The organism is Mycolicibacillus koreensis, from assembly GCF_002104795.1.
In the GTDB taxonomy this organism is placed as follows: domain Bacteria; phylum Actinomycetota; class Actinomycetes; order Mycobacteriales; family Mycobacteriaceae; genus Mycobacterium; species Mycobacterium koreense.
Window position 1 is genome coordinate 17,804 of sequence record NZ_NCXO01000038.1, and the last position, 25,527, is coordinate 43,330.

21 protein-coding genes are annotated in these 25,527 nt (G+C 69.3%); 16 read left to right on the forward strand and 5 right to left on the reverse strand.

Translation table 11 applies throughout. From position 1 onward, the window contains the following. Window positions 1-13: 13 nt before the first annotated feature. Complete coding sequence (locus B8W67_RS15315) at window positions 14-1,579, reverse strand: hypothetical protein (RefSeq protein ID WP_133056129.1); 1,566 nt, start codon at window positions 1,577-1,579, stop codon at window positions 14-16. Between the two features lie 277 nt (window positions 1,580-1,856). Between B8W67_RS15315 and B8W67_RS15320 the strand changes: the two genes are divergently transcribed. The 5 genes from B8W67_RS15320 to B8W67_RS15340 all read left to right on the forward strand — a co-directional run bounded on the left by B8W67_RS15320 (window position 1,857) and on the right by B8W67_RS15340 (window position 8,523). Beyond that, window positions 1,857-3,005: an LLM class flavin-dependent oxidoreductase gene (locus tag B8W67_RS15320; RefSeq protein ID WP_085304842.1), complete on the forward strand. Its 1,149-nt coding sequence runs from the start codon at window positions 1,857-1,859 to the stop codon at window positions 3,003-3,005. After that, a complete protein-coding gene (locus tag B8W67_RS15325; protein WP_234806779.1) occupies window positions 3,002-3,736 on the forward strand; it encodes a nitroreductase family protein in 735 nt (244 codons plus the stop codon). The genes B8W67_RS15320 and B8W67_RS15325 overlap by 4 nt, the downstream gene beginning before the upstream one ends. Window positions 3,737-3,790: 54 nt before the next feature. Then, a complete protein-coding gene (locus B8W67_RS15330) occupies window positions 3,791-4,357 on the forward strand; it encodes an alpha/beta fold hydrolase (RefSeq protein ID WP_069392713.1) in 567 nt (188 codons plus the stop codon). Window positions 4,358-4,494: 137 nt separating this feature from the next. Then, window positions 4,495-7,701, forward strand: a complete 3,207-nt coding sequence (locus tag B8W67_RS15335; RefSeq protein WP_085304844.1) for a DEAD/DEAH box helicase — start codon at window positions 4,495-4,497, stop codon at window positions 7,699-7,701. Between the two features lie 63 nt (window positions 7,702-7,764). Further along, window positions 7,765-8,523, forward strand: a complete 759-nt coding sequence (locus tag B8W67_RS15340; protein WP_234806780.1) for a gamma-glutamyl-gamma-aminobutyrate hydrolase family protein — start codon at window positions 7,765-7,767, stop codon at window positions 8,521-8,523. 374 nt (window positions 8,524-8,897) lie between these two features. Here the strand turns inward: B8W67_RS15340 and B8W67_RS15345 are convergent, their stop codons facing one another. Then, window positions 8,898-10,292 carry an HNH endonuclease signature motif containing protein gene (locus tag B8W67_RS15345; protein WP_085304848.1) on the reverse strand — a complete coding sequence of 465 codons (1,395 nt, stop codon included), beginning with the start codon at window positions 10,290-10,292 and terminating at the stop codon, window positions 8,898-8,900. A 154-nt stretch (window positions 10,293-10,446) separates the two neighbouring features. Next, window positions 10,447-11,829, reverse strand: a complete 1,383-nt coding sequence (gene mtr / locus B8W67_RS15350; protein WP_085304850.1) for a mycothione reductase — start codon at window positions 11,827-11,829, stop codon at window positions 10,447-10,449. 105 nt (window positions 11,830-11,934) lie between these two features. Between mtr and mqo the strand changes: the two genes are divergently transcribed. The 7 genes from mqo to B8W67_RS15385 all read left to right on the forward strand — a co-directional run bounded on the left by mqo (window position 11,935) and on the right by B8W67_RS15385 (window position 21,992). Then, entirely contained in the window at window positions 11,935-13,434 is a 1,500-nt protein-coding gene (gene mqo, locus B8W67_RS15355) for a malate dehydrogenase (quinone) (RefSeq protein WP_085304851.1), read from the forward strand. Beyond that, window positions 13,431-15,311: a magnesium chelatase subunit D family protein gene (locus tag B8W67_RS15360; protein ID WP_085304853.1), complete on the forward strand. Its 1,881-nt coding sequence runs from the start codon at window positions 13,431-13,433 to the stop codon at window positions 15,309-15,311. The genes mqo and B8W67_RS15360 overlap by 4 nt, the downstream gene beginning before the upstream one ends. 15 nt (window positions 15,312-15,326) lie before the next feature. Further along, complete coding sequence (cobO, locus tag B8W67_RS15365) at window positions 15,327-15,941, forward strand: cob(I)yrinic acid a,c-diamide adenosyltransferase (protein WP_085304855.1); 615 nt, start codon at window positions 15,327-15,329, stop codon at window positions 15,939-15,941. After that, a complete protein-coding gene (locus B8W67_RS15370) occupies window positions 15,904-17,316 on the forward strand; it encodes a cobyrinic acid a,c-diamide synthase CobB (protein ID WP_085304857.1) in 1,413 nt (470 codons plus the stop codon). The genes cobO and B8W67_RS15370 overlap by 38 nt, the downstream gene beginning before the upstream one ends. Beyond that, window positions 17,313-18,509 (forward strand): uroporphyrinogen-III C-methyltransferase, encoded by a 1,197-nt coding sequence (gene cobA, locus B8W67_RS15375; RefSeq protein WP_085304859.1) that lies wholly within the window; start codon window positions 17,313-17,315, stop codon window positions 18,507-18,509. The genes B8W67_RS15370 and cobA overlap by 4 nt, the downstream gene beginning before the upstream one ends. Before the next feature lie 33 nt (window positions 18,510-18,542). Further along, window positions 18,543-20,066, forward strand: a complete 1,524-nt coding sequence (locus tag B8W67_RS15380) for an MFS transporter (protein ID WP_085304861.1) — start codon at window positions 18,543-18,545, stop codon at window positions 20,064-20,066. Window positions 20,067-20,225: 159 nt separating this feature from the next. Continuing rightward, window positions 20,226-21,992: a proline--tRNA ligase gene (locus B8W67_RS15385; protein ID WP_069392724.1), complete on the forward strand. Its 1,767-nt coding sequence runs from the start codon at window positions 20,226-20,228 to the stop codon at window positions 21,990-21,992. On the opposite strand, the gene B8W67_RS15390 is transcribed toward B8W67_RS15385, so the two are convergent. Both B8W67_RS15390 and B8W67_RS15395 read right to left on the reverse strand, forming a co-directional pair. Continuing rightward, on the reverse strand, window positions 21,961-22,395 hold the full coding sequence (locus B8W67_RS15390) for a ferritin-like domain-containing protein (protein WP_069392725.1): 435 nt from the start codon (window positions 22,393-22,395) through the stop codon (window positions 21,961-21,963). The two genes, B8W67_RS15385 and B8W67_RS15390, sit on opposite strands and share 32 nt — an antisense overlap. Next, window positions 22,392-22,898 (reverse strand): hypothetical protein, encoded by a 507-nt coding sequence (locus B8W67_RS15395; RefSeq protein WP_069392726.1) that lies wholly within the window; start codon window positions 22,896-22,898, stop codon window positions 22,392-22,394. Before B8W67_RS15395 ends, B8W67_RS15390 begins: the two co-directional genes overlap by 4 nt. A 167-nt stretch (window positions 22,899-23,065) precedes the next feature. Between B8W67_RS15395 and rimP the strand changes: the two genes are divergently transcribed. The 4 genes from rimP to B8W67_RS21400 all read left to right on the forward strand — a co-directional run. Beyond that, window positions 23,066-23,614 carry a ribosome maturation factor RimP gene (rimP, locus tag B8W67_RS15400; RefSeq protein ID WP_085304869.1) on the forward strand — a complete coding sequence of 183 codons (549 nt, stop codon included), beginning with the start codon at window positions 23,066-23,068 and terminating at the stop codon, window positions 23,612-23,614. After that, window positions 23,611-24,663, forward strand: a complete 1,053-nt coding sequence (gene nusA, locus B8W67_RS15405) for a transcription termination factor NusA (RefSeq protein WP_085304863.1) — start codon at window positions 23,611-23,613, stop codon at window positions 24,661-24,663. Before rimP ends, nusA begins: the two co-directional genes overlap by 4 nt. Before the next feature lie 172 nt (window positions 24,664-24,835). Then, on the forward strand, window positions 24,836-25,090 hold the full coding sequence (locus tag B8W67_RS15410) for a YlxR family protein (protein ID WP_234806782.1): 255 nt from the start codon (window positions 24,836-24,838) through the stop codon (window positions 25,088-25,090). A 76-nt stretch (window positions 25,091-25,166) separates the two neighbouring features. Next, on the forward strand, window positions 25,167-25,527 hold a 361-nt coding region (locus B8W67_RS21400), incomplete at its 3' end, for a translation initiation factor IF-2 N-terminal domain-containing protein (RefSeq protein ID WP_234806783.1).

Sequence of the window (25,527 nt, forward strand, 5' to 3'; positions counted from 1 at the left end):
TTCCCGTTCCGGCTCAGAAGAGCAGGGACAGGAACGTCATCGGGTCGATCGCTCCGGCCATGTTCGCCGCGAAGTCGGGGCCGAGCATCGTGGCCAGGTCGGGAAGTAGCGAACTGAAATCGAACGCCGTCAGGATGTTGCTCAGATCCAACCCAGTGAACAGGTTGCTGAGATCCAGACCGGAGAACAGGTTCGGGATATCGAGTCCGGACAGCATATTGGCGGGATCGAACCCCTCGAAGAGGTTCGTGGGAGCCAGATCAGCAAGGATTGTGCTGATCGTCGGTGCATTGTCACCGACGAATCCGGGCACTCCGTTTCCGCCGGTCGCCAGCTCGATCTCGTTGACCATTGCCATGAAGAGATTGTTGATCCCGACGACCCCGTTGGCGATCTCGCTGTTCGGCCCGATCAGCCAGTTCAACGGACCACCAAGGGCTTCCGTCAGCTGGGTTGGGATCACGTTGGGGAAATTGGGCCCGAAGATTCCGCCATTGTCGCCGTTGAAAATCCCGTTGATGATGTTCGGCACTCCGTACAAGTACTTCGCACCCTGGATCAACATGGTGTCGGTACCCGGGATGAGCTCACCGGTTTGCGGATCCGCACCCAAGTAGAAGGGGCTGAAATCGGTGTTGAACGAGTTGTACAGGTTCCACAGCGTCGGAACCGCGTTCTGCAGGTCGGGCAGGTGAATCTTGTCCGGCGACCACGGCTCGGTCAGGCTTTGCAAAAAGTTCGTGCTGCCGCCCCAGTCCTGGGTTTCACCGAAGCCCAAACCCAGGGTCGGATCGAGGTGCGGTTTCACCCCCGACCAGATTTCCGGATACGTGACACCATCCGGGTTGAACCCCAGCGGGCCAGCGCCGACACCGACCGGGTTGGTGGAGGGATCAGGGAAGGTCCATCCGCTTCCGCCTGCCAAATCGGACAGCGGCACCCGGAACAGGGTCTGAAGCTCACCGAGCAGATCGTTGAAGAAGAACTTGTTCGCCGACTCCGCAATGGGGAATTCAGCCGCCATAATGGTATTCAGGTTCTGGCCCAACGGTTCCGACAGGGGTTGGATCGGAATCAGTGTGTTGAGCAGCGCACTGAAATTCCACGGGTTAGCGGTGTCCCACCCCCACACGTTGGTCGCCGAGGACTGCCACCAACTTCCGGTGTAGAGCAGCGCGTTCGCCAGATTGTTCAAAGCACCGGTAGACGTGCCGGTGGCGTCGACCGGGTCGCTCGTCACAAGGGCACCGGGCAGTCCCGGATAGTCAAAGCCCTCCAAGACTGTCTGGCCGTCCGCAGCAAACTGAGGAACCAATCCATCGACGCCGTACGGTGCGTTGAACAGGTAGTACGGAATATTGACGACGTCAGTGAGAAAATTCAGGGGAACATTCTGAATCCCATCCAAACCGCCCAGCAGATCGCCCACCGCATCGGTCAAGCGCACCTCGGCGCGCACTAGTGGTGACTCCGGTAGCGAGATCACCGGAGCGACCGCGGTCGCGGCGACCAACCCCGCGCCGACGAGCGCGACTCTGGCGGCGTGCTGCGTGCGATATGACTGTGCTGCTGACGACATGACGTCCCCCTGCCCCCCTAGGCATCAATCAGTGACCGCCTGAACGTACCCCTAACAAACCTGTGACGTCTATGGGGGTACACACAGTCACAGGCGTCAATTTCTGTTCTGCGCCAAGGATTATTTCGTGCATACGCTGGGAAAGCGCTGGTAGCACAGGAGAATCAGCGGAATCGCCCCTGTTTTCCCGGTAGGATCAAGGCATCCCGAAGCTGGGAGCGTGCTGTCAAAGCCGAACGGGGGGCGGGGCGGCGGAGGATGCAGGGGGGAGCTGACCATGGGCGGTTTTCGGTTCGGACTGGTCGACGGGCTGGTGAATGCGCGACCTACACCGACATCGTTGCCGAGGGCGAACTATCTGAGTGCGGCGGTGACCGGAGCCGACTCGTTCTGGGTGGGCGATCACCTCAATTCCCTTGTACCGCGTGCTATCGCCACCCCTGAGCACCTCGGTGTCGGAGCCAGACTGGTTCCCGACGTGGACGCCATCTTGGAGCCGTGGACCATGCTCGGGCACCTGGCCGCCCGACGCCGGCCGCGGCGGCTTCGCCTGGGTGTGGCGGTCACCGACGCGGTGCGCCGCCACCCGGCCGTCACCGCCCAGGCCGCCGCCAGCCTGCATCTGCTCACCGGCGGGCGCGCCATCCTCGGCGTCGGGGTCGGGGAGCGGGAAGGCACCGAGCCCTACGGGGTGGACTGGACGAAGCCGGTGTCGCGTCTGGAGGAAGCGATCGCGACCATCCGCGCCCTGTGGGATTCCGGCGGACGCCTGGTCTCCCGCGATTCGCCCTATTTCCCTCTGCGCGACGCCATCTTCGCCCTCCCGGGCCACCGGGGCACCCGTCCCCCGATCTGGGTGGCCGCGCACGGCCCCCGGATGCTCGGCATCACCGGCCGCCACGGCGACGGTTGGCTGCCGTTCGTGCTCGTGCGTCCCGACGACTACGGCGCGGCATGGCAGACCGTGCGCAACGCAGCCAGCGACGCCGGACGTGACCCTCACGCGATCACCCCGGCGGCGGTGCGCGCCGTGGTCACCGGACGGCACCGCGACGACGTCGACGAAGCCCTGGACTCGGTGCTGATGAAAACCTCCGCACTCTCGGCACCGGCGGCGGCCTGGGCGCGCCACGGCGTGACCCACCCCCTCGGCGAGGAGTTCGCCGGGGTCCACGACCTGGTACCCCAGACCCTCGACGCGCAAACCGTGCTGGACTACACCGCGCGGGTGCCGGCGTCGCTGATGCGCGAGATCACCTTCAACGGCACCCCCACCGAGGTGCTCGACCAGGTCGCTGACTGGCGTGACCACGGGTTGCGCTACCTGCTGGTGATCAATGGCAGTGTGCTCAACCCCCGGCTGCGCAAGGGAGCCGCCGCCGTGCGCCCGTTCCTGAGCGTGCTGCGCGGACTGAGAAAACTATGAACGGACAAGCCATGAACATTCCCGCGGAGAACACCGGCACCGACGACGTGCTGGCGCGCCTGGACATGCCGCTGCTGGAGGCGATGATGACCCAGCGTGCGGTGCGCCGCGTGCTGCCGGACCCGGTGGACGACGCCGTGGTGCTCAAATGCCTCGAGTTGGCGTTGCGCGCCCCCACCGGCGCCAACGGCCAGAACTGGGAGTTCGTCGTCGTCAAAGACCCGCGCATCAAGGAGCGGTTCGCCCGGCGCTACCGGCAGGCCTGGTGGCCCTACTACCGCGCGGTCATCCGCCGGCAGGCCGCGCGCGACGAGTCGATGGCCAAGACCGCTCGGGCGGTGCAGTGGCAGGTCGACCACTTCACCGAGATCCCGGTGCTGGTGGTGGCCTGCCTGCGGTTGGGTGTCCGGGACGGCAAAATGCTCGGGATCCCGCTGCCGCACGCGGCGAAATCCGGTTACTTCGGCTCCATCTACCCCAGCGTGCAGAACCTGCTGTTGGCGGCCCGCGCGATGGGGCTGGGGGCGTCGCTGATCACCCTGCCGCTGTGGAGTGTGGCCTCCGCACGACGCATCCTCGGGTTGCCGCACGCGGTGACCCCGTTGTGCATGGTGCCGCTGGGCTGGCCGCGGGGACGCTACGGGCCGACCACACGCCGCCCGGTCGGTGAAGTCGTCCACCTCGACGGCTACGGCAACCGGGCGTGGCTGCAGCCGCCGACCGACGGGTGAGACCAGCGCGGTGAAAACGCTCCGCAATGCTCTGCGCGCCGGTAGCCTGCGGAAATGCCATCGACGATGACAACCGTCGACGGGTTCCCCATACCGGTGGAGGTGGCCGGACCGCAGGGGAGTCCGGTTGTCGTCGTGCTCAGCGCCGCGCAGCGCACCACCGCCGCCTACGACGCCGTCTGCCAACGACTGCACACCGCCCATCTGCGCACCGTCGTCATCGGCCCCGACGAACGCCTCAGCGCCAAATCGGTGGTCGGGATCATGGACGCCCTCGACATCCAGTGGGGAGTGGTGGTCGGCGACCGGATGGGCGGCGGTGAGTTGGCCTGGGACCTCGCCGCCACCCGCCTGGACCGGTTCACCGGGCTGGTCGCCATCGACCGGGGCCACCCCCGGGTGCCCGACCACAACGGCGTCATCCTCGACGACCACTGCCCTCCGGTGGAGATCAACACCACCGTGTTGACCAGCAACCCGACCGCGCTGCGGGTGGCCCGGGCCAGCCAGCAGTACGTCTACGGCGACCTGCGGGTGGTCGAGCTGTCCGGGCGGCGCAGCGCCGCGGAGACCACCGCGCAGTTGGCCGGGGAGATCGTGCTGCGCTCCAGCACTTGGTGACGTGGGTGCGGTGACTGCTGAGGCTGCTGAAACCGGTGCTGCCTTGGTAACCGGGGGTTTTTGACTGTCCGACGCAGGACGGCGCGGCGCTGTTCGTCGTCGGCAGTTCTGTCCGTCTCGGCGGCTAGCCTGCGTTCATGTCCGCGCGTTTCGTCCTCGATCCAGCCGATCTCAGCGGCATCTTCACCGCCGCCACGATCGCCCGCGGAGCCGGCTACGCCCACGGAGGCCGGATCCACGACGTGACCTTCAACCCGGACACCAGAGTGCTCGGCGGGCTGTGCCGAGGATCGGGTGCTCGGGTTTACCGCGTCGAGGTCGCCCTCGAAGACATTCGCGGCGACCTCTACATCGCGTGGGCAAGCTGCTCCTGCCCGGTCGGCTCGTTCTGCAAGCATGCCGTCGCGTTGCTGCTGGCCGCCTCGAACACGCCGGCGTCGGCCTCGCCCGTCGTGCCCGATCGGTGGCGGGCGGTGGTCACCGCGCTGCTCGACGACATCACCCCGCCGGATGGCGACGGCGGAGGCGCCCCCATAGGACTGGAGTTCTCCCTGGTGCCGGCCGGTTATCGACTCGCGCCCGCGCTGGCGTTGCGCCCACTGACCGTCGGTAAGCGCGGCACCTGGATCAAACGCGGGGTGACCTGGCGGGACGTGCGCTATCAGCGTGCGCCGGGGGCATTCAACCGTCGCCAGTTGCGTGCCCTCCAAACACTGGCCGCCGAACTGGACCACCCGGGGCCGATCATGGTCGGGGATTACCTGATGACGAGCTGGGCCTCACCGGCGCTGTGGCCGGCGTTGAGGGACGCCGACGACGCCGGGATCGCGATGGTCCCGGACCAGTCCAGTGGCCTGCGGGCGGTCGAATTCATCAAAAACGCCCAGCTCACCATCGACCTGGTGGCCGACGGCACGGGTGGAGCGACGATGTCGTCGGCCCTGATGGTCGACGGTCAACGCTGCGATTCCAGCGAGACGGGATTGATCGGGCAGCGCGCCCCGCACGGGATGTACCAGGTGGTCGACGGGGTCTTGCGCCTCGGCGCCTTCAACCCGCTTCCCGGCGCGGCCCTCCTGGGCCTGCTCGGCGATGACGAGCGAGTCTCCATACCCGCCGAGAGCGTCGAGGAGTTCACCGTGGAGGTGTTGCCGCGGCTCAGCGCCGCGGTGACGGTGTACGCCGACGACGAGGTGTTCACCCCTCCGACGATCGAGGGGCCGTACGCGGTGTTGACCTTTGCGGTGGCCGACCGGGGTATTCGGGCATTCTGGAGCACCCGCTATCACGTCAACGGTAAGAACCATGATTTCGCCCCGGATTCCGCTTCCGGGGTGACCGCATACCGCGATCCCAGCGCCGAGACGGCAGTCTGGCAACAGGTGTCGTCGGCGCTGGCGGCCGCGGGCAGCCCGATCGCGGACCTGGACTCCACCGTCGCCCTCACCGAGGTGGAGTTCGCCGTGTTGCACGCCGAGGTTCTGCCGCGGCTGGCCGACAACCAGTGGCTGATCGTGGAGGTTGACGGGCAGCTTCCCGACCTTCGTGCCGCGCGCCGCGACCCGTACCTGGAGTTCGCCGCCACCGAGGTGGTGCACACCGACTGGTTCGACCTCGACGTAACCGTGAACGTCGACGACACCCGTGTCGCGTTGTCCGACGTGATCGCGGAAATCGCTGCCGGGGCAACGCACATGCTGCTGCCCAACGGCGTTTACTTCCCGCTCGACACCGTCGAGTTGAACCGCTTGCGCACCCTCCTCGATGAGGCGCGCGCACTCGGCGAGATCGACGGCGGACGCGTCAACCGCCAGTCGCTGAACGTCACCCTGTGGGAGGACCTTCTCGACCTGGGGGTCGTCGACACACAACTGGCGCGCTGGCGCCGAACTCTGGGTCGGTTGGCCGCCGCACGGCCACCGACCCCGGTGGAGAACCCGGCCGGGCTGCGGGCCACATTGCGTGACTACCAGCGTGACGGCCTGAACTGGCTGGCGTTTCTGTGGGACAACGGGCTCGGCGGGGTGCTCGCCGACGACATGGGGCTGGGTAAGACCGTGCAGACGTTGGCGTTGATCGCTCGCGCCGTGGCGACCGGCGCCGAACGGTTCCTGGTCGTCGCGCCGACCAGCGTGGTATCGAACTGGGTAGCTGAAGCCGCGAAGTTCACCCCCGAGTTGAAGGTGGTCGCCGTCACCGCGACCGAGGCCCGCTCCGGCGGTCGGCTCGCGAGTATCGTGGCTGAGGCCCACATTGTGGTGACCTCATATGCGTTGGTGCGGCTCGATTTTGACGCCTACGACGAGATCGAATGGGCGGGGATGATTCTTGACGAAGCGCAGTTCGTCAAGAACCGCAACAGCAAGACCCACCAGGCCGTTCGGCGACTCAGCACCGCCTTCAAGGTCGCGATCACCGGCACCCCGATGGAGAACAACCTGATGGAACTGTGGTCGCTGCTGTCGATCACGGTGCCGGGGCTCTTCCCTTCCCCGACGGCCTTCGGCGCCTACTTCGGCAAACCGATCGAATCGGGTGGCCACCGTGAGCGGCTGACGGTGCTGCGGCGGCGGATCAAACCGGTCCTGCTGCGCCGGACGAAATCCCAGGTGATTGCCGAGCTGCCGCCGAAACACGAGCAGGTGATCGCCGTGGAGTTGGGAACCAAGCACCGCAAGATCTATGACACGCGGTTGGCCCGGGAGCGGCAGAAGGTGCTGGGTCTGCTGGGGGGCTGGGAGAAGAACAAGTTTCAGATCTTCCGGTCGCTGACCGTGCTGCGGCAACTGAGCCTGCACCCGGGCCTGGTGGACCAAACCGACATGACCGTCGGCTCGGCGAAAATCGATTTCCTCGTCGACCAATTACCGCAACTGGTGGCCGAGGGCCACAAAGCGCTGGTGTTCAGTCAGTTCACCGGGTTCCTCGGTCTCCTGCGGGCACGGCTGGACGCCATCGGGGTGGAGTACAGCTACCTCGACGGCGCGGTGAACGCCCGCGGCCGTGCGGCGGCGCTGGAAACGTTCCGGGCCGGCGGTACCGCGGTGTTTCTGATCAGCCTCAAAGCCGGCGGGTTCGGGCTCAACCTGACCGAGGCTGACTACTGTTTCCTGTGCGACCCGTGGTGGAGCCCCGCCGCGGAGGCCCAGGCGGTCGACCGGACGCACCGCATCGGCCAGACCCGGCCGGTCACCGTCTATCGTCTGGTGTCGACGGGCACCATCGAAGAGAAGGTGGTCGCTCTGCAGGTGCGCAAACGCGAACTGTTCCGCGCCGTCATGGACGACGGTGATCTGTTCAGTTCGGCACTGACCGCCGCGGATGTGCGCGAACTGCTCGGATAGCGCGGCGGCGCGACCTGTGGCGCCCGCGACCACCGGACGTGCCGGTGCGAAAGGGGTGCGATGGTGGGCGAACAGAACCCGATCCTCGGCGTCACCACCTACTTGGAGCGCGCCCGGTGCGGCATCTGGGATGTGCCGGCCAGTTTCCTGCCCGCCAGCTACCTGGCCGGGATCACCGCCGCCGGTGGTACGCCCGTGCTGCTGGCGCCGACGGCGCCCGAGGCCGCCGAAGCTGTTGTCGACCGGCTCGACGCCCTGGTGATCACCGGCGGCCGCGACCTGGACCCTGCCGGCTATGACCAGTCACCGCACCCGGCCGCCGAGGAACCCGGCGCCGACCGGGACCACTGGGAGTTCGCGCTGCTGGCCGCCGCGCTGCGCCGCAAGTTGCCGGTGCTGGGGATCTGTCGCGGGGCCCAGGTGCTCAACGTCGCACTCGGCGGAACGCTGCACCAGCATCTGCCCGACGTGGTCGGCCACGACGGCCATCAGGTCGGGGGAGCGGTGTTCGCCACCCGCACCGCGCACACCGTTTCGGGCACCCGCGTCGCGGCACTGCTCGGGCCGACACCACAGGTGCCGTGTTATCACCATCAGGCCATCGCCGAACTCGGCGCGGGCTTGATCGTGGCCGCTCGCGGCGACGACGGCGTGATCGAGGCGGTCGAGCTCCCCGATGCGGGGTTCGTCGTGGCGGTGCAGTGGCACCCCGAGGAGGACCTGGATGATCTGCGCTTGTTCAGCGCGGTGGTTGGGGCCGCCGGTCGGTATGCCGCCGATCGTGATGGCGGGGGTGATCCGCGCCAGGTCGCGGGCCGCTGAACCACCGTCCCGGCGAAGATTCGGCAAACCTCAACACCAGTGGCGAAACGGAAAACCGCAGCGACGTCGCCGTGTAGGCGGTGGCGGTGACGGTGGTGGTGGCGGGGACGGTGGCGACGTGCACGGTGGATTCCCCGGGGCGGCACCGCAATCGGGCATCGGGTCGTGGGCCGCGGCGATGTTCGCGCCCCCGAAGTCGGGCCCGGCGTCAGAGACGCTGGACGCATCGGTGACCGGAAGGGGGCCGGGAAGACCGACCAGTGCCGCAACGACGGCGATGCTCGCCGCACCGCGCAACTTTTCCCGCCACACCTGTCACGCCCCTCACCTCGGGCACCTGGTGCATCGAGACTATCGGCCGGTCAGGTGCCGCGTCAGGGATCGTCGTCATCCTCATCCTCCCCACCGGTCTCGTGCAGCAGCTTCTCCGGATGGTGATAGCGATTGACCCGCGGCTGGCCGCGGTCGAGGTGCGCCGGCGGGATGGTCTCGGTCTCCCCGGCCTCGTTTTTGCGGGTGACCCAGCCGTCGTCGAGGATCCGGTGATGAGGCCCGCAGCGCAGGGTGAGTTCGTCGGCGTGGGTGCGCGGACGCTCAGCGTAGGGGGTGACGTGGTGCACCTCGGTGAGGTTGGCCGGCACGGAGCAGTTGGGGTGCGAACACCCGCGTTCGGTGGCGTAGAGCAGCAACCGTTGTGCGGGGTTGGCCAGGCGTTTGGCGTGATAGAGCGCCAGCGGTTTGGCGCCGTCGAAGACGGCCAGGTAGTGGTGGGCCGCGGCGGCAAGTTTGAGAACATCGCTCATCGGCAGCCAGGTGCCCCCGGCGGTGTGGGCCTTGGCACCACCGCTGTGCTCGGTGCGCGGCGCGGCCTCCAACTCCGCGAGCGTGGTCGATACGACGATCGAGGCCGGTAGCCCGTTGTGCTGCCCGAGCTGTCCGGAGGCGAGCATGGAACGCCCCAGCGCCTCCAGCGCGTCGTGATTGCGTTGACCGGCGCTACGGGCGTCGTTGTCGATGGCCTGCTGGCTGGGGGTGCCGTCCAGACACGGGGTCTCGTCGGCGGGGTTGCACATGCCGGGTGCGGCCCAGCGCGCCAGCACCGCATCGAGGGTGGCCCGCGCCGTGGGGGACAGCGTGCCGGTCAGCGCGCTCATGCCGTCGGCGTCCTGTTTGCCGAGGGTGAGGGTGCGCCGGCGGGCTCGGTCGACGTCGGAGAACAACCCGTCGGGGTTGAGGCAGTCGGCGAGGTGGTCGGCGAGTTTGGCCAGTTCATCGGGTCGGTACTGGGTAGCGAGTTTGGCGAGATGTTTCTCGGCATTGGCGGCCAAATCGGGATGCAGATCGTGGGGAAGGTGATGCCAGAACTCGCGGATGATCTGAATGTGCGCGCGGCTGATGAGCCCGGCGCGGGCGGCGGCGGCGGTGTGGGGCAGCACCGGGTCCAGCGGCTGGCCGTCAAGAGCGCGCCGTTCGCCGAGGTCGGCGGTCTCGGCGATGCGGCGCCGCGCATCGGCGCGGGTGATGCGCATCCGGTCGGCCAATGCCCACGGCAGTTTCCCGCCGAGCTCGTTGAGATCGGCATGGGTGAGCTCACCGATCAGAGGTTGCTCGAGGGCGGTCAATCGCCGGCACACGGTCTCGATGCGTTCGAGCAAGCTGAGCCGATCGGAGGTGGTCAGCACATCGAACGACAACGCGAGTGCGCGGTCGACGTCGGCGGTGATGGCGTCGAAGGCCGCGGCGACATCTTCCCGTGTGTTCGAAAGCATGTTCGAATTATAGCGCGGGTGGCCGACAACGGGTCGGACGATTTGCAGAGCAAATCCCCTGTGGCGCATGGGAATTCTGTGTCAGAAGCGGTTTGTGGGACGTGCGGAGCGGGTGGGGTGCAGGAGGTGCGCGCAGCCGCGGGTGGCGCAGTCCCTACTGCAGGCCCAGCAGCGCGTTCTCGACGACCTCGGCCAACGCGGGGTGAATCCAGTACTGCCCGCGGGCCATCTCGTGGGCGGTCAGCCCGAAACTCATCGCCTGGATCAGCGGTTGAATCAACGACGATGCCTCATGGCCGAGCAGGTGGGCGCCGAGCAGCCGTCCGGTGCCTCGCTCGGCCACCAGCTTCACGATGCCGGCGGTGTCCTCCATCGCCCACCCGTAGGCGACGTCACCATAGTTCTGCACCTTCACCGAGACCGTGAAGCCCTGCGCGCGGGCCTGGTTCTCCGTCAACCCGACACTGGCGATCTGCGGGTGGGTGAACACCGCCGCAGGCACGAAACGGTGGTCGGTGGCGGTCATCGCCGCGGTCTCGTCCCAGTCGCAGAGCACATTGTCGGCCACCACCCGGGCCTCGTGGTTGGCGACGTGTTTGAGCTCATACGGCGAGGACACGTCGCCGAGGGCGAAGACACCACGCGCCGTGGTGCGCTGGTACTCGTCGACGATCACCCGCCCGTCGTCGCCGACGGCGATCCCGGCCTTCTCGGCGTCGAGCCGGTCACCGTTGGGAGTGCGCCCGGTGGCCACCAGCAGCAGATCGGCCTCCAGCACCGACCCGTCGTCGAGGGTCAGTGCCACCCCGTCGTCGGTGTCGCGGGCGTCGACCACCGTGCGATGGGTGAGCACCTCCCACTGCCGGGCGGCAATCCGCGTGAACTCTTCGACCAGGGTGTCGTCGAGGTGGCGCAGCATCGCTCCGCTGCGGATCACCAGCGTCACCCGCACCCCCAGTGCGGAGAAGATGTGGGCGAACTCGGCGGCGACGAACCCGCCACCGATGATCACCAGGTGCCCGGGCAGCTCCGCGATGCGCATGATGGTGTCGCTGGTGTGGAAGCTCACCCCGCTGTCGGCGATCGCCGGGGGCACCACGGCGCGGGCCCCGGCGGCGATCACCACCTGCGCGGCGCGGAACTGCGCGCCGTCGTCGGTGCGCAGCAGATAGCCGTCGCCGTCGTCGGGTCCGGCGAAGCGGGTGGGGCGGTCGTAGACGTCGATGTCGGGTGCGCTGCGCCGGTAATCCTCGCCACCGGCCGCGATCGGGTCGATGCGGCCGAACACCCGGGAGACGATGTCGGACCAGCGCACGTCGGCGAGGTGCGCATCGACGCCGTAGCGGGCGGCGTCGCGCACCGTATTGGCCACCTCGGCGGCGTAGACGAACATTTTGGTGGGAATGCAACCGACGTTGAGGCAGGTGCCCCCGAAGGTGCCCTGCTCGCAGATCGCCACCCGTTTGCCGGCGTAGCGGTCGTCGAGAATCGAGTTCCCCGACCCGGTTCCGATAATCGCGAGATCATAGGTGTCCATCGCCCGGTCAGCTTAAGCCCGCAACACCACCGTCGGCCGGGTGGGCCCGACCCGCTCGGGATAATCTGAGGTCGGTACCCGACCGCCCAACCGCGAAGGACACTGGTGTCAGACCCGAAGGTAGCCCGAACCGACAAGACCGACGTCGTGCTGGTCGGCGCGGGAATCATGAGCGCCACCCTGGGTGTGCTGCTGCGCCGGCTGCAGCCGGACTGGTCGATCACGCTGATCGAACGACTCGACGGTGCAGCCGCCGAGAGCAGCGACCCGTGGAACAACGCCGGCACCGGCCACTCGGCGCTGTGTGAACTCAACTACACCCCTGAGCAGCCGGACGGCTCGATCGACATCACCAAGGCGGTGAAGGTCAACGAACAGTTCCAGGTCACCCGCCAGTTCTGGTCGTACGCGGTGGAGAACGACATCCTCACCGACGTGCGGGGCTTCCTCAACCCGATTCCGCACGTCAGCTTCGTGCACGGTGCGGAACGGGTCGACTACCTGCGCCGCCGCCAGCAGGCCCTGGCCGCCAACCCGCTGTTCGCCGCGACGGAGTTCATCGACGACCCCGACGAGTTCGCCCGCCGGCTGCCGCTGATGGCCGCCGGGCGCGACATGTCCGAGCCGGTCGCGCTGAACTGGACCACCAACGGCACCGACGTGGACTTCGGCGCACTGTCTCGCCAGCTCACCGCCTACGCGGTGAAAAGCGGTGCCACCGCGCTGTTCGGCCACGAGGTGCGCAACCTCACCCGCCAGTCCGACGGCAGCTGGGCGGTGAAGGTCCGCAACCGTCGCACCGGCACCAAGCGCACCCTCAACGCCAAGTTCGTGTTCGTCGGCGCCGGCGGGCAGGCGCTACCGTTGCTGCAGAAGGCCGGCATCAAAGCCGCCCGGGGCTTCGCCGGGTTCCCGGTCGGCGGGAAGTTCCTGCGTACCGCCAACCCGGAGCTGGCGGCGGCCCACCAGGCGAAGGTGTACGGCTTCCCGCCGCTGGGCGCGCCGCCGATGTCGGCGCCACACCTGGACACCCGGGTGATCGCCGGCAAGGAATTCCTGCTGTTCGGCCCGTTCGCCGGCTGGACCCCGAAGTTTTTGAAGCAGGGCCACTTCAGCGATCTGCCCAAGTCGGTGAAACCGAACAACCTGATCCAGATGGCCAGCATCGGCGTCAGCGAGCTCAGCTTGGTCAACTACCTCGTCGGGCAACTACTGCTCAACGACGCCGACCGGGTGGAGGCGCTGCGCGAGTTTGCCCCGACCGCCCGTGACTCCGACTGGGAGACCATCGAGGCCGGCCAGCGGGTGCAGGTCATCCGTCCCGACGGGCTCAAGGGTGTGCTCGAGTTCGGCACCACCGTGCTCGCCGACGACGACGGCAGCATCGCCGGGCTGCTCGGCGCCTCCCCGGGAGCCTCGACGGCGGTGCCGGCGATGATCGACGTGCTGCAACGCTGCTTCCCGGGCCGCTACCAGTCGTGGTTGCCGACGCTGACCGAGATGGTGCCGTCGCTGGGCGTCCAACTCTCGGAGGACCCGAAACTCTTCGACGAGGTGTGGTCGTGGGGGACGAAGGTGTTGGGACTGCAGGTCGATACCCAGTGAGTGGCACCGCCGGCGCCCACGCGGGTCCGCAGCCGTACCCGTTCTCCGCGATCGTCGGCCACGAGCAGCTTCGCCTGGCGTTGATCCTGTGCGCGGTGCGCCCGGAGATCGGCGGAGTGCTGATCCGCGGGGAGAAGGGCACCGCCAAGTCGACCGCGGTGCGTGGGCTGGCCGCGCTGCTGGCCGCACTGCCCGGCACCGCGGGGGCGTCCGCACGGCTGGTGGAGCTGCCGATCGGCGCCACCGAGGACCGGGTGGTCGGGTCGCTGGATCTGCAGAAGGTGCTCACCGACGGCGAACACGCTTTTCAGCCGGGGCTGTTGGCCCGCGCCCATGGCGGGGTGCTCTACGTCGACGAGGTCAACCTGCTGCACGACCACCTGGTCGACGTGCTGCTCGACGCCGCCGCGATGGGTCGCGTGCACGTCGAACGTGACGGCATCTCGCACTCCCACGAGGCGCGGTTCGTGCTCATCGGCACGATGAACCCCGAAGAGGGCGAGTTGCGCCCCCAACTGCTCGACCGGTTCGGGCTCACCGTCGACGTGGCCGCGTCCCGCGACGTGGCGGTGCGCACCGAGGTGGTGCGCCAACGCATGGCCTACGAAGCCGACCCGGACGCGTTCGCCGAGCGGTATGCGGCCGCCGACGTGGAGCTGGCCCGGCGCATCGACGCCGCCCGCGGACGCGTCGACGCGGTGGCGCTGCCCGACACCGAACTGCGCCGCATCGCCGCGCTGTGTGCCGCGTTCGACGTCGACGGGATGCGCGCTGACCTGGTGGTGGCCCGAACCGCGGTGGCCCACGCCGCCTGGCGCGGCGGGGATGAGGTCACCGAAGACGACATCCGGGTCGCCGCCACGCTGGCACTGCCGCACCGGCGCCGCCGCGACCCCTTCGACGATCCGGGCATCGACCCGCAGGCACTCGATGACGCCATGGAGCAGGCCGCCTCGGAGCAGGACAGCGGTGACCCCGAACCCGATCCCGACCCGCCCGGCGGCGGACAGGCCGGCGACCCGCAGCCTGATCCGGCACCGGGGCAAGGGAACTCGGATGGCTCCGGGAGGCCGCCGAGTCCTGCCGCGGCGCCGTCGGCATCGTTTCGTCCCCGTGCGCTGCGGGTGCCCGGCGTGGGCGAGGGGGCGCCGGGACGGCGTTCCCGCGCCCGCAACGCCACCGGGCTGAAAGTCGGCGCCGCCCCCGAGGGGACCGGGCACGGCCTGCACCTGTTCGCCACCGTCCTGGCCGCCGCCGAGCACACCACCGGACCGGGCCGGCTGCGGCTGGCCGCCACCGACGTGCGGCGCGCCGCCCGTGAGGGCCGCGAAGGCAACCTGGTGATCTTCTTGGTCGACGCGTCGGGGTCGATGGCCGCGCGTGACCGGATGGCCGCGGTCAACGGCGCGGCACTGTCGCTGCTGCGCGACGCCTATCAGCGCCGCGACAAGGTCGCGGTCATCACCTTCCGCGGTCGACAGGCCACGGTGGTGTTGCCGCCGACATCCTCGGCGCACATCGCCAGCCGCCGGCTCACCCGGTTCGACACCGGCGGCAAAACCCCGCTCGCCGAGGGGCTGCTCAGCGCCCGCGATCTGGTCGCCCGCTCACGGGTGCGCGAACCGGACCGTCGCCCACTGGTCGTCGTGCTCACCGATGGGCGCGCCACCGGCGGTGCGGACCCGTTGGGGCGCACCAGGATTGCTGCGGCACGCCTGGTCTCCGAAGGGGCATCCGCGGTGGTTGTCGACTGCGAAAAGGGCTATGTGCGTCTCGGTTTGGCCCAACAGCTGGCGAACCAACTCGGTGCGCCGATGATCAGTCTCGACCAGTTGAACGCCGATCACCTGAGCAGCGCCGTACGTAGCGCCGCCTGAGCGTAAAGGAGTGCCATGCCCCAAGGGCAGCCACTGCAGGTTCCCGACGACGGGCTGAGCACCAAAGCCCGCCGCAGCGCACCGTTGTTCGCGGTGCACACCGGCGACGGCAAGGGAAAATCGACCGCCGCGTTCGGCATGGCGTTGCGGGCCTGGAACGCCGGGCTTAGCGTCGGGGTGTTCCAGTTCGTCAAGAGCGCCAAGTGGAAGGTCGGCGAGGAGGCGGTGTTCCACCGGCTCGCCGACCTGCACGACGAGCACGGAATCGGCGCGCCGGTGGAGTGGCACAAGATGGGATCGGGGTGGTCGTGGTCGCGTAAGCCCGGCAGCGAAGCCGACCATGCCGCGGCCGCCGCCGACGGCTGGGCCGAGGTGGCCCGCCGGCTCGCCGCACAGCAGCACGACTTCTATGTCCTCGACGAGTTCACCTATCCGCTCGGCTGGGGCTGGGTCGATGTGGCCGAGGTTGTCGACGTGCTCACCGCCCGGCCCGGCAAGCAGCACGTGGTGATCACCGGCCGGCGCGCACCGCAGGCGTTGATCGATGCCGCCGACCTGGTGACCGAGATGACCAAGATCAAGCACCCGATGGATGCCGGCCGCAAGGGCCAGAAGGGTATCGAGTGGTGAGAGCGCGGTGAGCGCGCCACCGGCACTGGTGGTCGCCGCTCCCGCCTCCGGGTGCGGAAAGACCACCGTCGCCACCGGCCTGATCGGGGCGCTGCGACGCGCCGGGCACCGCGTTGCCCCCTTCAAGGTGGGTCCGGATTTCATCGACCCCGGCTATCACGGACTGGCCGCCGGGCGCCCCGGCCGCAACCTCGACTCGGTGCTCGTCGGCGAGGAACTGATCGCTCCGCTGTACCGGCACGGCGCTACCGGCGCCGATCTCGCCGTCGTCGAGGGTGTGATGGGGCTCTTCGACGGCCGGATCGACACGCGGCGCACCGGCCCGGCCAGCGGATCGACCGCGCAGATCGCCGCGCTGCTCGGCGCCCCGGTGGTGCTGGTCGTCGACGCCGGTGGACAGGGCCAGAGCCTCGCGGCGCTGCTGCACGGCTTCACCACCTTCGACCCGGACACCCGGGTGGCCGGGGTGATCCTCAACCGGGTCGGCTCGGCGCGCCACGAGCAGGTGCTGCGCGGCGCCTGCGAACAGGCCGGGGTGCCGGTGTTCGGCGCGATCCCCCGGACACCCCGACTGCAGGTGCCGTCGCGGCACCTCGGTCTGGTCACCGCTGCCGAGCACGGCCGAGCCGCCGGGGAGGCCGTCGCCGCGATGGCCGATGCGGTGCACGACCACGTCGACGTGGCGGCGTTGGCCGCCCGCGCCGCCAGTCGCGTCGACGCGCCGCCCTGGGATCCGCAGGAGGCCGTCGGGACGCCGGTGACCCGCCCGGTCACCGTGGCGCTGGCGGGCGGCACGGTGTTCAGCTTCGGTTACGCCGAGCATCGCGAGCTGCTCGCCGCGGCCGGTGCCGACGTCGTCACCTTCGACCCGCTGGTCGACACGCTGCCGCCGACGGCGGCAGCGCTGGTGCTGCCCGGCGGGTTCCCCGAGGAGCACACCGCGGCGCTCGGTGAGAACAACGCGTTGCGCCACCAGATCGCCGCACTGGCCGCCCGCGCCCCGGTGCACGCCGAATGCGCCGGGCTGACCTACCTCGCCGCCGAACTCGACGGCACGCCGATGTGCGGCGTGCTCACCGCGACCGCCCGGTTCACCGACACCCTCACCCTCGGCTACCGCGACGCCGTCGCCGCCACCGACTCGGTATCCCACCGTGCCGGTGAGCGGGTCACCGGACACGAATTTCACCGCACCGCAATCAGTTTCACCGACACTCCGCAGCCGGCGTGGATGTACCGCGGCGCCGGGCAGGCCGTCGTGCACGACGGGGTCGCCGGCAACCTCCTGCATGCGGCGTACCTGCACACCCACCCGGCGGCGCACCCGCAGGCGGTGGCGCGCTTTGTTGCCCACGCCGATATGTTGAGCAGGTGAGCGAGAACCCCTACCTCGTCGGGTTGCGGCTGGCCGGACGCAAGGTCGTCGTGGTCGGCGGCGGCAGCGTCGCCCAACGCCGGCTCGGGCTGCTGGTCGACAGCGGCGCCGACGTCCACGTCGTCACCCGCAGTGCGACCCCGGCCGTGGAGGCCATGCCCGGCATCACCCTGGTTCTGCGCGACTACCGCGACGGTGACCTCGACGGCGCCTGGTACGTGCTGGCCGCCACCAGCGACCCGGAGGTCAACGCCGCCGTCGTCGCCGAGGCCGACCGCCGGCGCATCTTCTGTGTGCGCGCCGACGTCGCGGTCGAGGGCAGCGCGGTCACCCCGGCCACCCTCGACCACGCCGGGCTGACCGTCGGGGTGCTCGCCGGCGGGGAGCACCGGCGGTCGGCGGCGATCCGCACGGCGATCGGTGAGGCCCTGCAGACCGGGGCGGTCAGCGCGCCGAGCGCCGACGCGGCCCCCGGCGGGGTGGCGCTGGTCGGCGCCGGACCCGGCGACCCCGAGCTGATCACGGTGCGGGGGCGACGGTTGCTCGCCCAGGCCGACGTGGTGATCGCCGACCGGCTCGCGCCGCCGCAGCTGCTCGGCGACCTGCCGCCGCACGTCGAGGTCATCGACGCCGCGAAGATCCCGTACGGGCGGGCGATGGCGCAGGAGGCGATCAACGCGCTGCTCATCGAACACGCCCGGGCCGGGAAATTCGTGGTCCGGCTCAAAGGCGGGGATCCGTTCGTGTTCGCCCGCGGCTACGAAGAGGTCCAGGCCTGCACCGAGGCGGGCATCCCGGTCACCGTCGTGCCCGGGGTGACCAGCGCAATCGCTGTTCCGGCGCTGGCCGGGGTACCGGTCACCCACCGCGGGCTCAACCACGAATTCGTCGTGGTCAGCGGGCATGTCGCTCCCGGACACCCCGAATCGTTAGTGAATTGGGACGCATTAGCGGCCATGGGCGGCACGATCGTGTTGCTGATGGCCGTCGAACGCATCGAACAGTTCTGCGATGTGCTCCTCAAAGGCGGTCGACCTGCGCAAACCCCGGTATTGGTGGTGCAGCACGGCACCACCGCCGCGCAGTACCTGTTACGAGCATCACTGGCCGACGCGCCGGAAAAGATCCGCGCCGAGGGGATCCGACCTCCTGCGATCGTCGTGATCGGGCCCGTCGCCGGCTTCGGCGCTTAAACTCTTCTTAATATTACTGTAGGGTAGCCCGCTATGACGGCTCTCAAGGATGCAGAGCGGGTATCACCAGTGAATGATCTGAGCAGGTTCTACCCGGCGTGGCTGCCTTCCTACCGGTTTGTCGCCGCGGTCATCGCCATCGGCGGGATGCAGCTGCTGGCGACCATGGACAGCACCGTCGCGATCGTGGCGCTGCCGCGGATCCAGGACGAGCTGAGCCTGTCCGACGCCGGTCGCAGCTGGGTGATCACCGCCTACGTGCTCACCTTCGGCGGGTTGATGCTGCTCGGTGGGCGCCTCGGCGACACCATCGGGCGCAAGCGCACCTTCATCGTCGGGGTCTCGCTGTTCACCATCGCCTCGGTGCTGTGCGGGGTGGCGTGGGATGCGCCCACGCTGGTCATCGCGCGGCTGCTGCAGGGGGTGGGCTCGGCCATCGCCTCACCGACCGGGTTGGCGCTGATCGCCACCACGTTCGCCAAGGGGCCCGCCCGCAACACCGCCACCGCGGTGTTCGGCGCGATGACCGCGATCGGATCGGTGATGGGCCTGGTGGTCGGCGGTGCGCTGACCGAGGTGTCCTGGCGGCTGGCGTTTCTGGTCAACGTCCCGATCGGGCTGATGATGATCTACCTGGCCCGCAAGGCGCTGCGGGAGACCGTGCGCGAACGGATGAAGCTCGACGCCTCCGGCGCCCTGCTGGCCACCATGGGCTGCACCGCCGCGGTGTTCGCGTTCACCCAGGGCCCGGCCAGCGGTTGGCTCTCGCCGATCACGTTGGGTTCGGGGGCCGCTGCCGCCGCCTGCGGGCTGGCGTTCTTCCTCGCCGAGCGTCGCGCGGAGAACCCGGTGGTGCCGTTCGACCTGTTCTACGACCGCAACCGGCTGGCCACCTTCCTGGCGATCTTCCTGGCCGGCGGGGTGCTGTTCACCCTCACCGTGCTCATCGGGCTCTACGTGCAGGACATCCTGGGCTATTCGGCGCTGCGCGCCGGGGTCGGCTTCATCCCGTTCGTCATCGGTATGGGTATCGGGTTGGGTGCCTCCTCGCAGCTGGTGCGGTTCTTCTCGCCGCGGGTGCTGGTGATCGTCGGTGGCATCCTGGTGCTCGGCGCCATGCTGTACGGCTCGACCCTGCATGCCGGCATTCCGTACTTCCCGGACCTGGTGATACCGATCACCGTCGGCGGGATCGGCATCGGCACGATCGTGGTGCCGTTGACCCTCTCGGCGATCGCCGGGGTCGGCTTCGACCAGATCGGCCCGGTCTCGGCGATCGCGCTGATGCTGCAGAACCTGGGCGGCCCGCTGGTGCTGGCCGTCATCCAGGCGGTCATCACCTCCCGCACTCTCTACCTCGGCGGCATCACCGGGCCGGTCAAGGACATGAACCCCGTCCAGCTGCACGCATTGGACCAGGGCTACACCTACGGGTTGCTGTGGGTGGCCGCGGTCGCTGTGCTCGTCGGCGGGGCGGCGCTGTTGATCGGCTACACCTCCCAGCAGGTCGCCCACGCCCAGGAGATCAAGGACGCCTTCGACGCCGGCGACCTGTAGATCCTGTAGATCCGGGACCGCTCGGGCTGTAGATCGGCGACCGCTCGGGTACCCGACCGCCGTCACTCGCACGTTTGCGTGCGTTTCGGTGCGCTCAGCGCACCGAAACGTGCGGCTGGGTGAGTTGCCCCGCCGCAGCTCCCATTAGGCTCTGCGGCTGTGATCACCCGGATGTCCCATTTGTTCCTGCGCACCCTGCGCGACGACCCGGCCGACGCCGAGGTCCCCAGCCACAAGCTGCTGATCCGGGCCGGCTACATCCGGCCGGTGGCGCCGGGGCTCTACAGCTGGCTGCCGCTGGGGCTCCGCGTGCTGCGCCGCATCGAAGAGGTGATCCGCGAGGAGATGGACGCCATCGGCGGCCAGGAGATCCTGCTGCCGGCGCTGCTGCCGCGCGCACCCTATGAGACCACCAACCGGTGGAGTGAGTACGGCGAGACCATGTTCCGGCTGCGCGACCGCCGCGACAACGACTACCTGCTCGGGCCCACCCACGAGGAACTGTTCACGCTCACCGTCAAAGGGGAGTACGGCTCCTACAAGGACTTCCCGGTCCTGCTGTATCAGATCCAGACCAAATACCGCGACGAGGCGCGCCCGCGCGCCGGGATCCTGCGCGGGCGGGAGTTCGTGATGAAGGACTCCTACTCCTTCGACGTCGACGACGCCGGGCTGTCGGCGGCCTACGCCGCTCACCGCGAGGCCTACCAGCGCATCTTCGATCGCCTCGCGGTGCGCTACGTGATCGTCGCGGCGCTGTCGGGGGCCATGGGCGGATCGGCCTCCGAGGAATTTCTCGCCGAGAGCGAGGTCGGTGAGGACACCTTCGTGCGTTGCGCGCAATCGGACTACGCCGCCAACGTCGAAGCGGTCGTCACCGCGCGGCCCGCCCCGGTGGCCGCGGAGGTCGTGGCCGAGATACCGCCTGCCACCGTGCACGACACCGGTGACACCCCGACGATCGCCACGCTGGTCGACTGGGCCAACGCCAGCCTAGACCGCCGCGTCGGCGCCGAGGACACGTTGAAGAACGTCATGGTGAAGGTGCGCCAACCCGGCGGGGAGTGGGAACTGCTGGGCATCGGGGTGCCCGGCGACCGCGAAATCGACGACAAGCGGCTCGGTGCGGCGCTCGAACCCGCCGAGTACGCACTGCTCGACGACGCCGATTTCGCCGCGCATCCCTTCCTGGTGAAGGGCTATATCGGTCCGAAGGCGCTGCGCGACAATGGTGTTCGCTACCTCGTCGACCCGCGCGTGGTCGACGGAACCCGCTGGATCACCGGCGCCGATCAGCCGGGCCGCCACGCGGTCGACCTGGTGGCCGGGCGCGACTTCACCGCCGACGGCACCATCGAGGCCGCCGAGGTGCGCGACGGCGACCTGGCGCCGGACGGGGCCGGCACCCTGGTCAGCGCCCGCGGCATCGAGATCGGCCACATCTTCCAGCTGGGACGCAAATACACCGACGCATTCGGCGCCGACGTGCTCGGCGAGGACGGCAAACCGGTGCGGCTGACGATGGGCTCCTACGGAATCGGGGTGTCGCGGCTGGTGGCGGTGATCGCCGAGCAGCACCACGACCAACTCGGGCTGCGGTGGCCGGCGGCCGTCGCGCCCTTCGATGTGCACCTGGTGATCGCCAACAAGGACCAGGCCGCCCGCGACGGCGCGGAGACCCTGGCCGCCGATCTGGACCGGCTCGGGGTGCAGGTGCTCCTCGACGACCGGGGCGCCTCGCCGGGGGTGAAGTTCAAAGACGCGGAACTGCTCGGCATGCCGCAGGTCGTGGTCGTCGGACGTGGCTGGTCCAACGGTGTCGTCGAGGTGCGGGACCGGTTCAGCGGGCAGACCATCGAGGTGCCCGTCGATGCCGACCTGGCCGCGACGATCGCTACTCGCTGCCGCCCGGAAACGCCTCACTGACCGGGCGGACGTTCAGCACGGCGTTCCATCGGGCGGCGGTGACCGCGCAGGCGCTGAGCGCGTTGAGCGCGAACGCGCGATCGGCATCGGTGTCGGCCTGCTCGAGCGCCGCCCGCCAGGCCACCGCGGCGTCACGTTCCATGCGCACCGCCAATTCGGCGGCGTCGGTGGGGGTGCTCACCGTGATCGGCAACTGGTAGCCGGGCGCGGCGACCGGTGCGTCGACCCCGCGCCCGCGCAGCATGTCGGTGAGTTCGTCACGACGGTCACGGTGTTCCCGCAGCGCCGCGGCCACCAGGTCGTTGACGTCGAGCCGCGAATGCGCCGAGACCATGCCGTATCCGTAGATGACGCCGTGCTCGACGGCCAGTGCGTCGCTCAACGCCTGGTCGGCGGGGCTCATCGGGGTGCCTCCTGGTCGCCGAGGGTCACGCTGTGATCGGCGGTGCAGCAGGCCGCGATCGAGCCGAGCAACCCGGCCCGGTACCCCGCGACGGTGGTGGCGAGTTTCCCGGCGCTCTGCGCGGCGGTGCGCAGCGCCGCCACCACGTCGTCGACCGACGCCGCCGCGGCAGCAGCCGTGGTCGTGGTGGCGCTGACCGACGGTGACGCCGTGCCGGCGGCCAACCGGTCGATCTCGGTGGCCAACGCCGCGGCGTGGGCCTGGCGGTGCTCGGCGACCACGCTCAGTGCGGCCGCGGTCGCTCCGGTGGCCGCCGCGGCTGCGGCGGTGGCCAGCGCGGCGTCACCGCGGGCCAGGTCCAGTTGGGCGATCAGCACGTCCGGCTCGGGCGGGGCGGAGGGGGCGCACGCCGAGCCGGCAGCCCCGACCGCGGCGAGGGTCGCGGCTGCGGCCAGCACCCGGCGGCGGCTGACCAGAGGTGGGGTGTCGAACACAGCGGTCATCCTGCCACTGCCGGCGGGCGATCGTGGCCGCACCCGCGGCTCGGGGGTGACCCGGTTCGTGACCGCGGTGGTGGTTTCTCGCGTATCGTGGGGGACTGGCGTGCACGCCGGCTGTCGTGTCGGTGCGCGCCGAGAACGACCGGACAACTCAAGATGAGGAGCTCGCCGTGGCCACCGGGCTACCTTCGCAGACGCAGGTGATCGAGCTACTCGATGCGGAGTTCACGCGGGCCGGGTATGAGATCGACGACGTCGTCATCGACGCGCGCGCCCGGCCACCCCGCATCACCGTGATCGCCGACGGGGACACCGCCTTGGATCTGGACACCGCCGCCGCGCTGTCCCGGTCGGCCGCCGCGCTGCTCGACGAGGCCGCCCCCGCTGCCGGCGCCTACCACCTGGAGGTCAGCTCGCCCGGGGTGGACCGGCCGTTGACCGCAGCGAAACACTTCCGCCGCGCCCGAGGCCGCAAGGCCGAGGTGACGCTGAGCGATCACAGTGTGCTCACCGGACGGGTCGGGGCCACCCACGCCGACGGGTTCGACCTGGTGGTCAAGACCGGCAAGGCCGACTGGTCGGTGCGGCGGATCCCGCTGGCGCAGGTGCAGCAGGCGATCGTGCAGATCGAGTTCGCCGCGCCGGCCCGCCGCGAATTGGAACTGGCGGGCGTCAGCGACCCCGCCGGCAACGTCGACACCGAGGAGGCCGGGGCGTGAACATCGACATGGCCACGTTGCACGCGATCGAGGCGGAAAAAGGCATCTCGGCGGAGGTGGTGGTCGAGACCATCAAATCGGCGCTGTTGACCGCCTACCGGCACACCGACGGTCACCAGCCCGATGCGCGGATCGAGATCGACCGCAAAACCGGCGCGGTGCAGGTGATCGCCCGGGAGAGCGACGAGGACGGCAACGTCATCAGCGAATGGGACGACACCCCGGAAGGGTTCGGCCGGATCGCGGCGACCACCGCCCGCCAAGTGATCCTGCAGCGGTTGCGCGACGCGGAGAACGAGCGCACCTACGGCGAGTTCTCCGCCCGGGAGGGCGACATCGTCGCCGGGGTGATCCAGCGCGACGCCCGCCAGAACGCCCGCGGCATGGTGGTGGTGCGCATCGGCAGCGAAACCACCGGCGCGGAAGGGGTGATCCCGGTCGCCGAGCAGGTGCCGGGGGAGACCTACGAGCACGGCGACCGCGTGCGCTGCTATGTGGTGGGGGTCAGCAGGGGGCCCCGGGAACCGTTGGTCACCCTTTCGCGCACTCACCCCAACCTGGTGCGCAAACTGTTCGCGCTGGAGGTCCCCGAGATCGCCGACGGGTCGGTCGACATCGTCGCGGTGGCCCGCGAGGCCGGTCACCGCTCCAAGATCGCGGTCGCCTCCCAGATCGCCGGTCTCAACGCCAAGGGCGCCTGCATCGGCCCGATGGGCCAGCGGGTGCGCAACGTGATGAGCGAGCTGTCGGGGGAGAAGATCGACATCATCGACTACGACCCGGACCCGGCGCGGTTCGTGGCCAACGCGCTGTCCCCGGCGAAGGTGGTGTCGGTCACCGTCATCGACCTCGCCGCGCGCGCCGCGCGGGTCGTCGTTCCCGATTTCCAGTTGTCGTTGGCCATCGGCAAGGAAGGCCAAAACGCCCGGCTGGCGGCCCGGCTCACCGGTTGGCGCATCGATATCCGCAGCGACACCGGCGAGTCCACAGCCGACGAGGTGGCGCCGGCAGCGGGCACGCGACCCACCGAGCAGGTCGGCGAGCACTGAAGTGCCGCGGGTGGTGCGAAGCACCCCCGCGGTAAAGGTAGACTGACCCGTGATCCAGCGCAGGTCTCCGACTTCTGAGACACAATCGCATCGCAGCCCGCACGGGCCGGTACGCACGTGTGTCGGATGCCGGAGACGTGAGCTGGCCGCCGAACTGCTTCGGACAGTCGCAGTGTCGCGCGGAAACGGCAGCTATGCCGTGACCGTCGACGCAGCGGGTAACCTACCGGGGCGGGGTGCCTGGCTGCACCCCACCAGGCAGTGTCTGGATGCAGCGGTTCGACGGCGAGCTTTCAGCAGGGCACTACGGATCGCCGGTTCGCCGGACACAGCCCCGGTGGCTGAGCACCTCGGTGTCGCCGAGATGTCCAGCTCCCCGGAGCCCCTGACTACAGAACAGGCAATGAAGAACATGAGCACACCGTGAAGACCCGATGACCATGCGTCATAGCTAAACCGAGGCGCGGCCCACCACCGCTGTCGCCTCATGGACAGGAGAAGTAGTGGCAAAGGCCCGCGTACACCAGTTGGCTAAAGAACTCGGTGTTACCAGCAAGGAAGTGCTCGCCCGACTGAGTGAACAGGGCGAATTCGTCAAATCGGCCTCATCGACAGTGGAGGCGCCGGTCGCCCGGCGGCTGCTGGAGTCGTTCGGCGGTCCGAAGCCCGACTCCGGCAAGGACGCCGCCAAGGCGCCCGCCAAAACACCGGGCAAACCCGCCCCGAAACCCGCCGACACCGCGGCCGCGGCACCCGCGGCCGAAGCGCCCGCCAAGCCCGCCGATGACCCGGCGCCGGCTTGGGCGCGCCGGAGGCCGCCGGTGACGGCGGCGCGGCCGGCGGTGGCGGGGTGGCCGCCGGGGG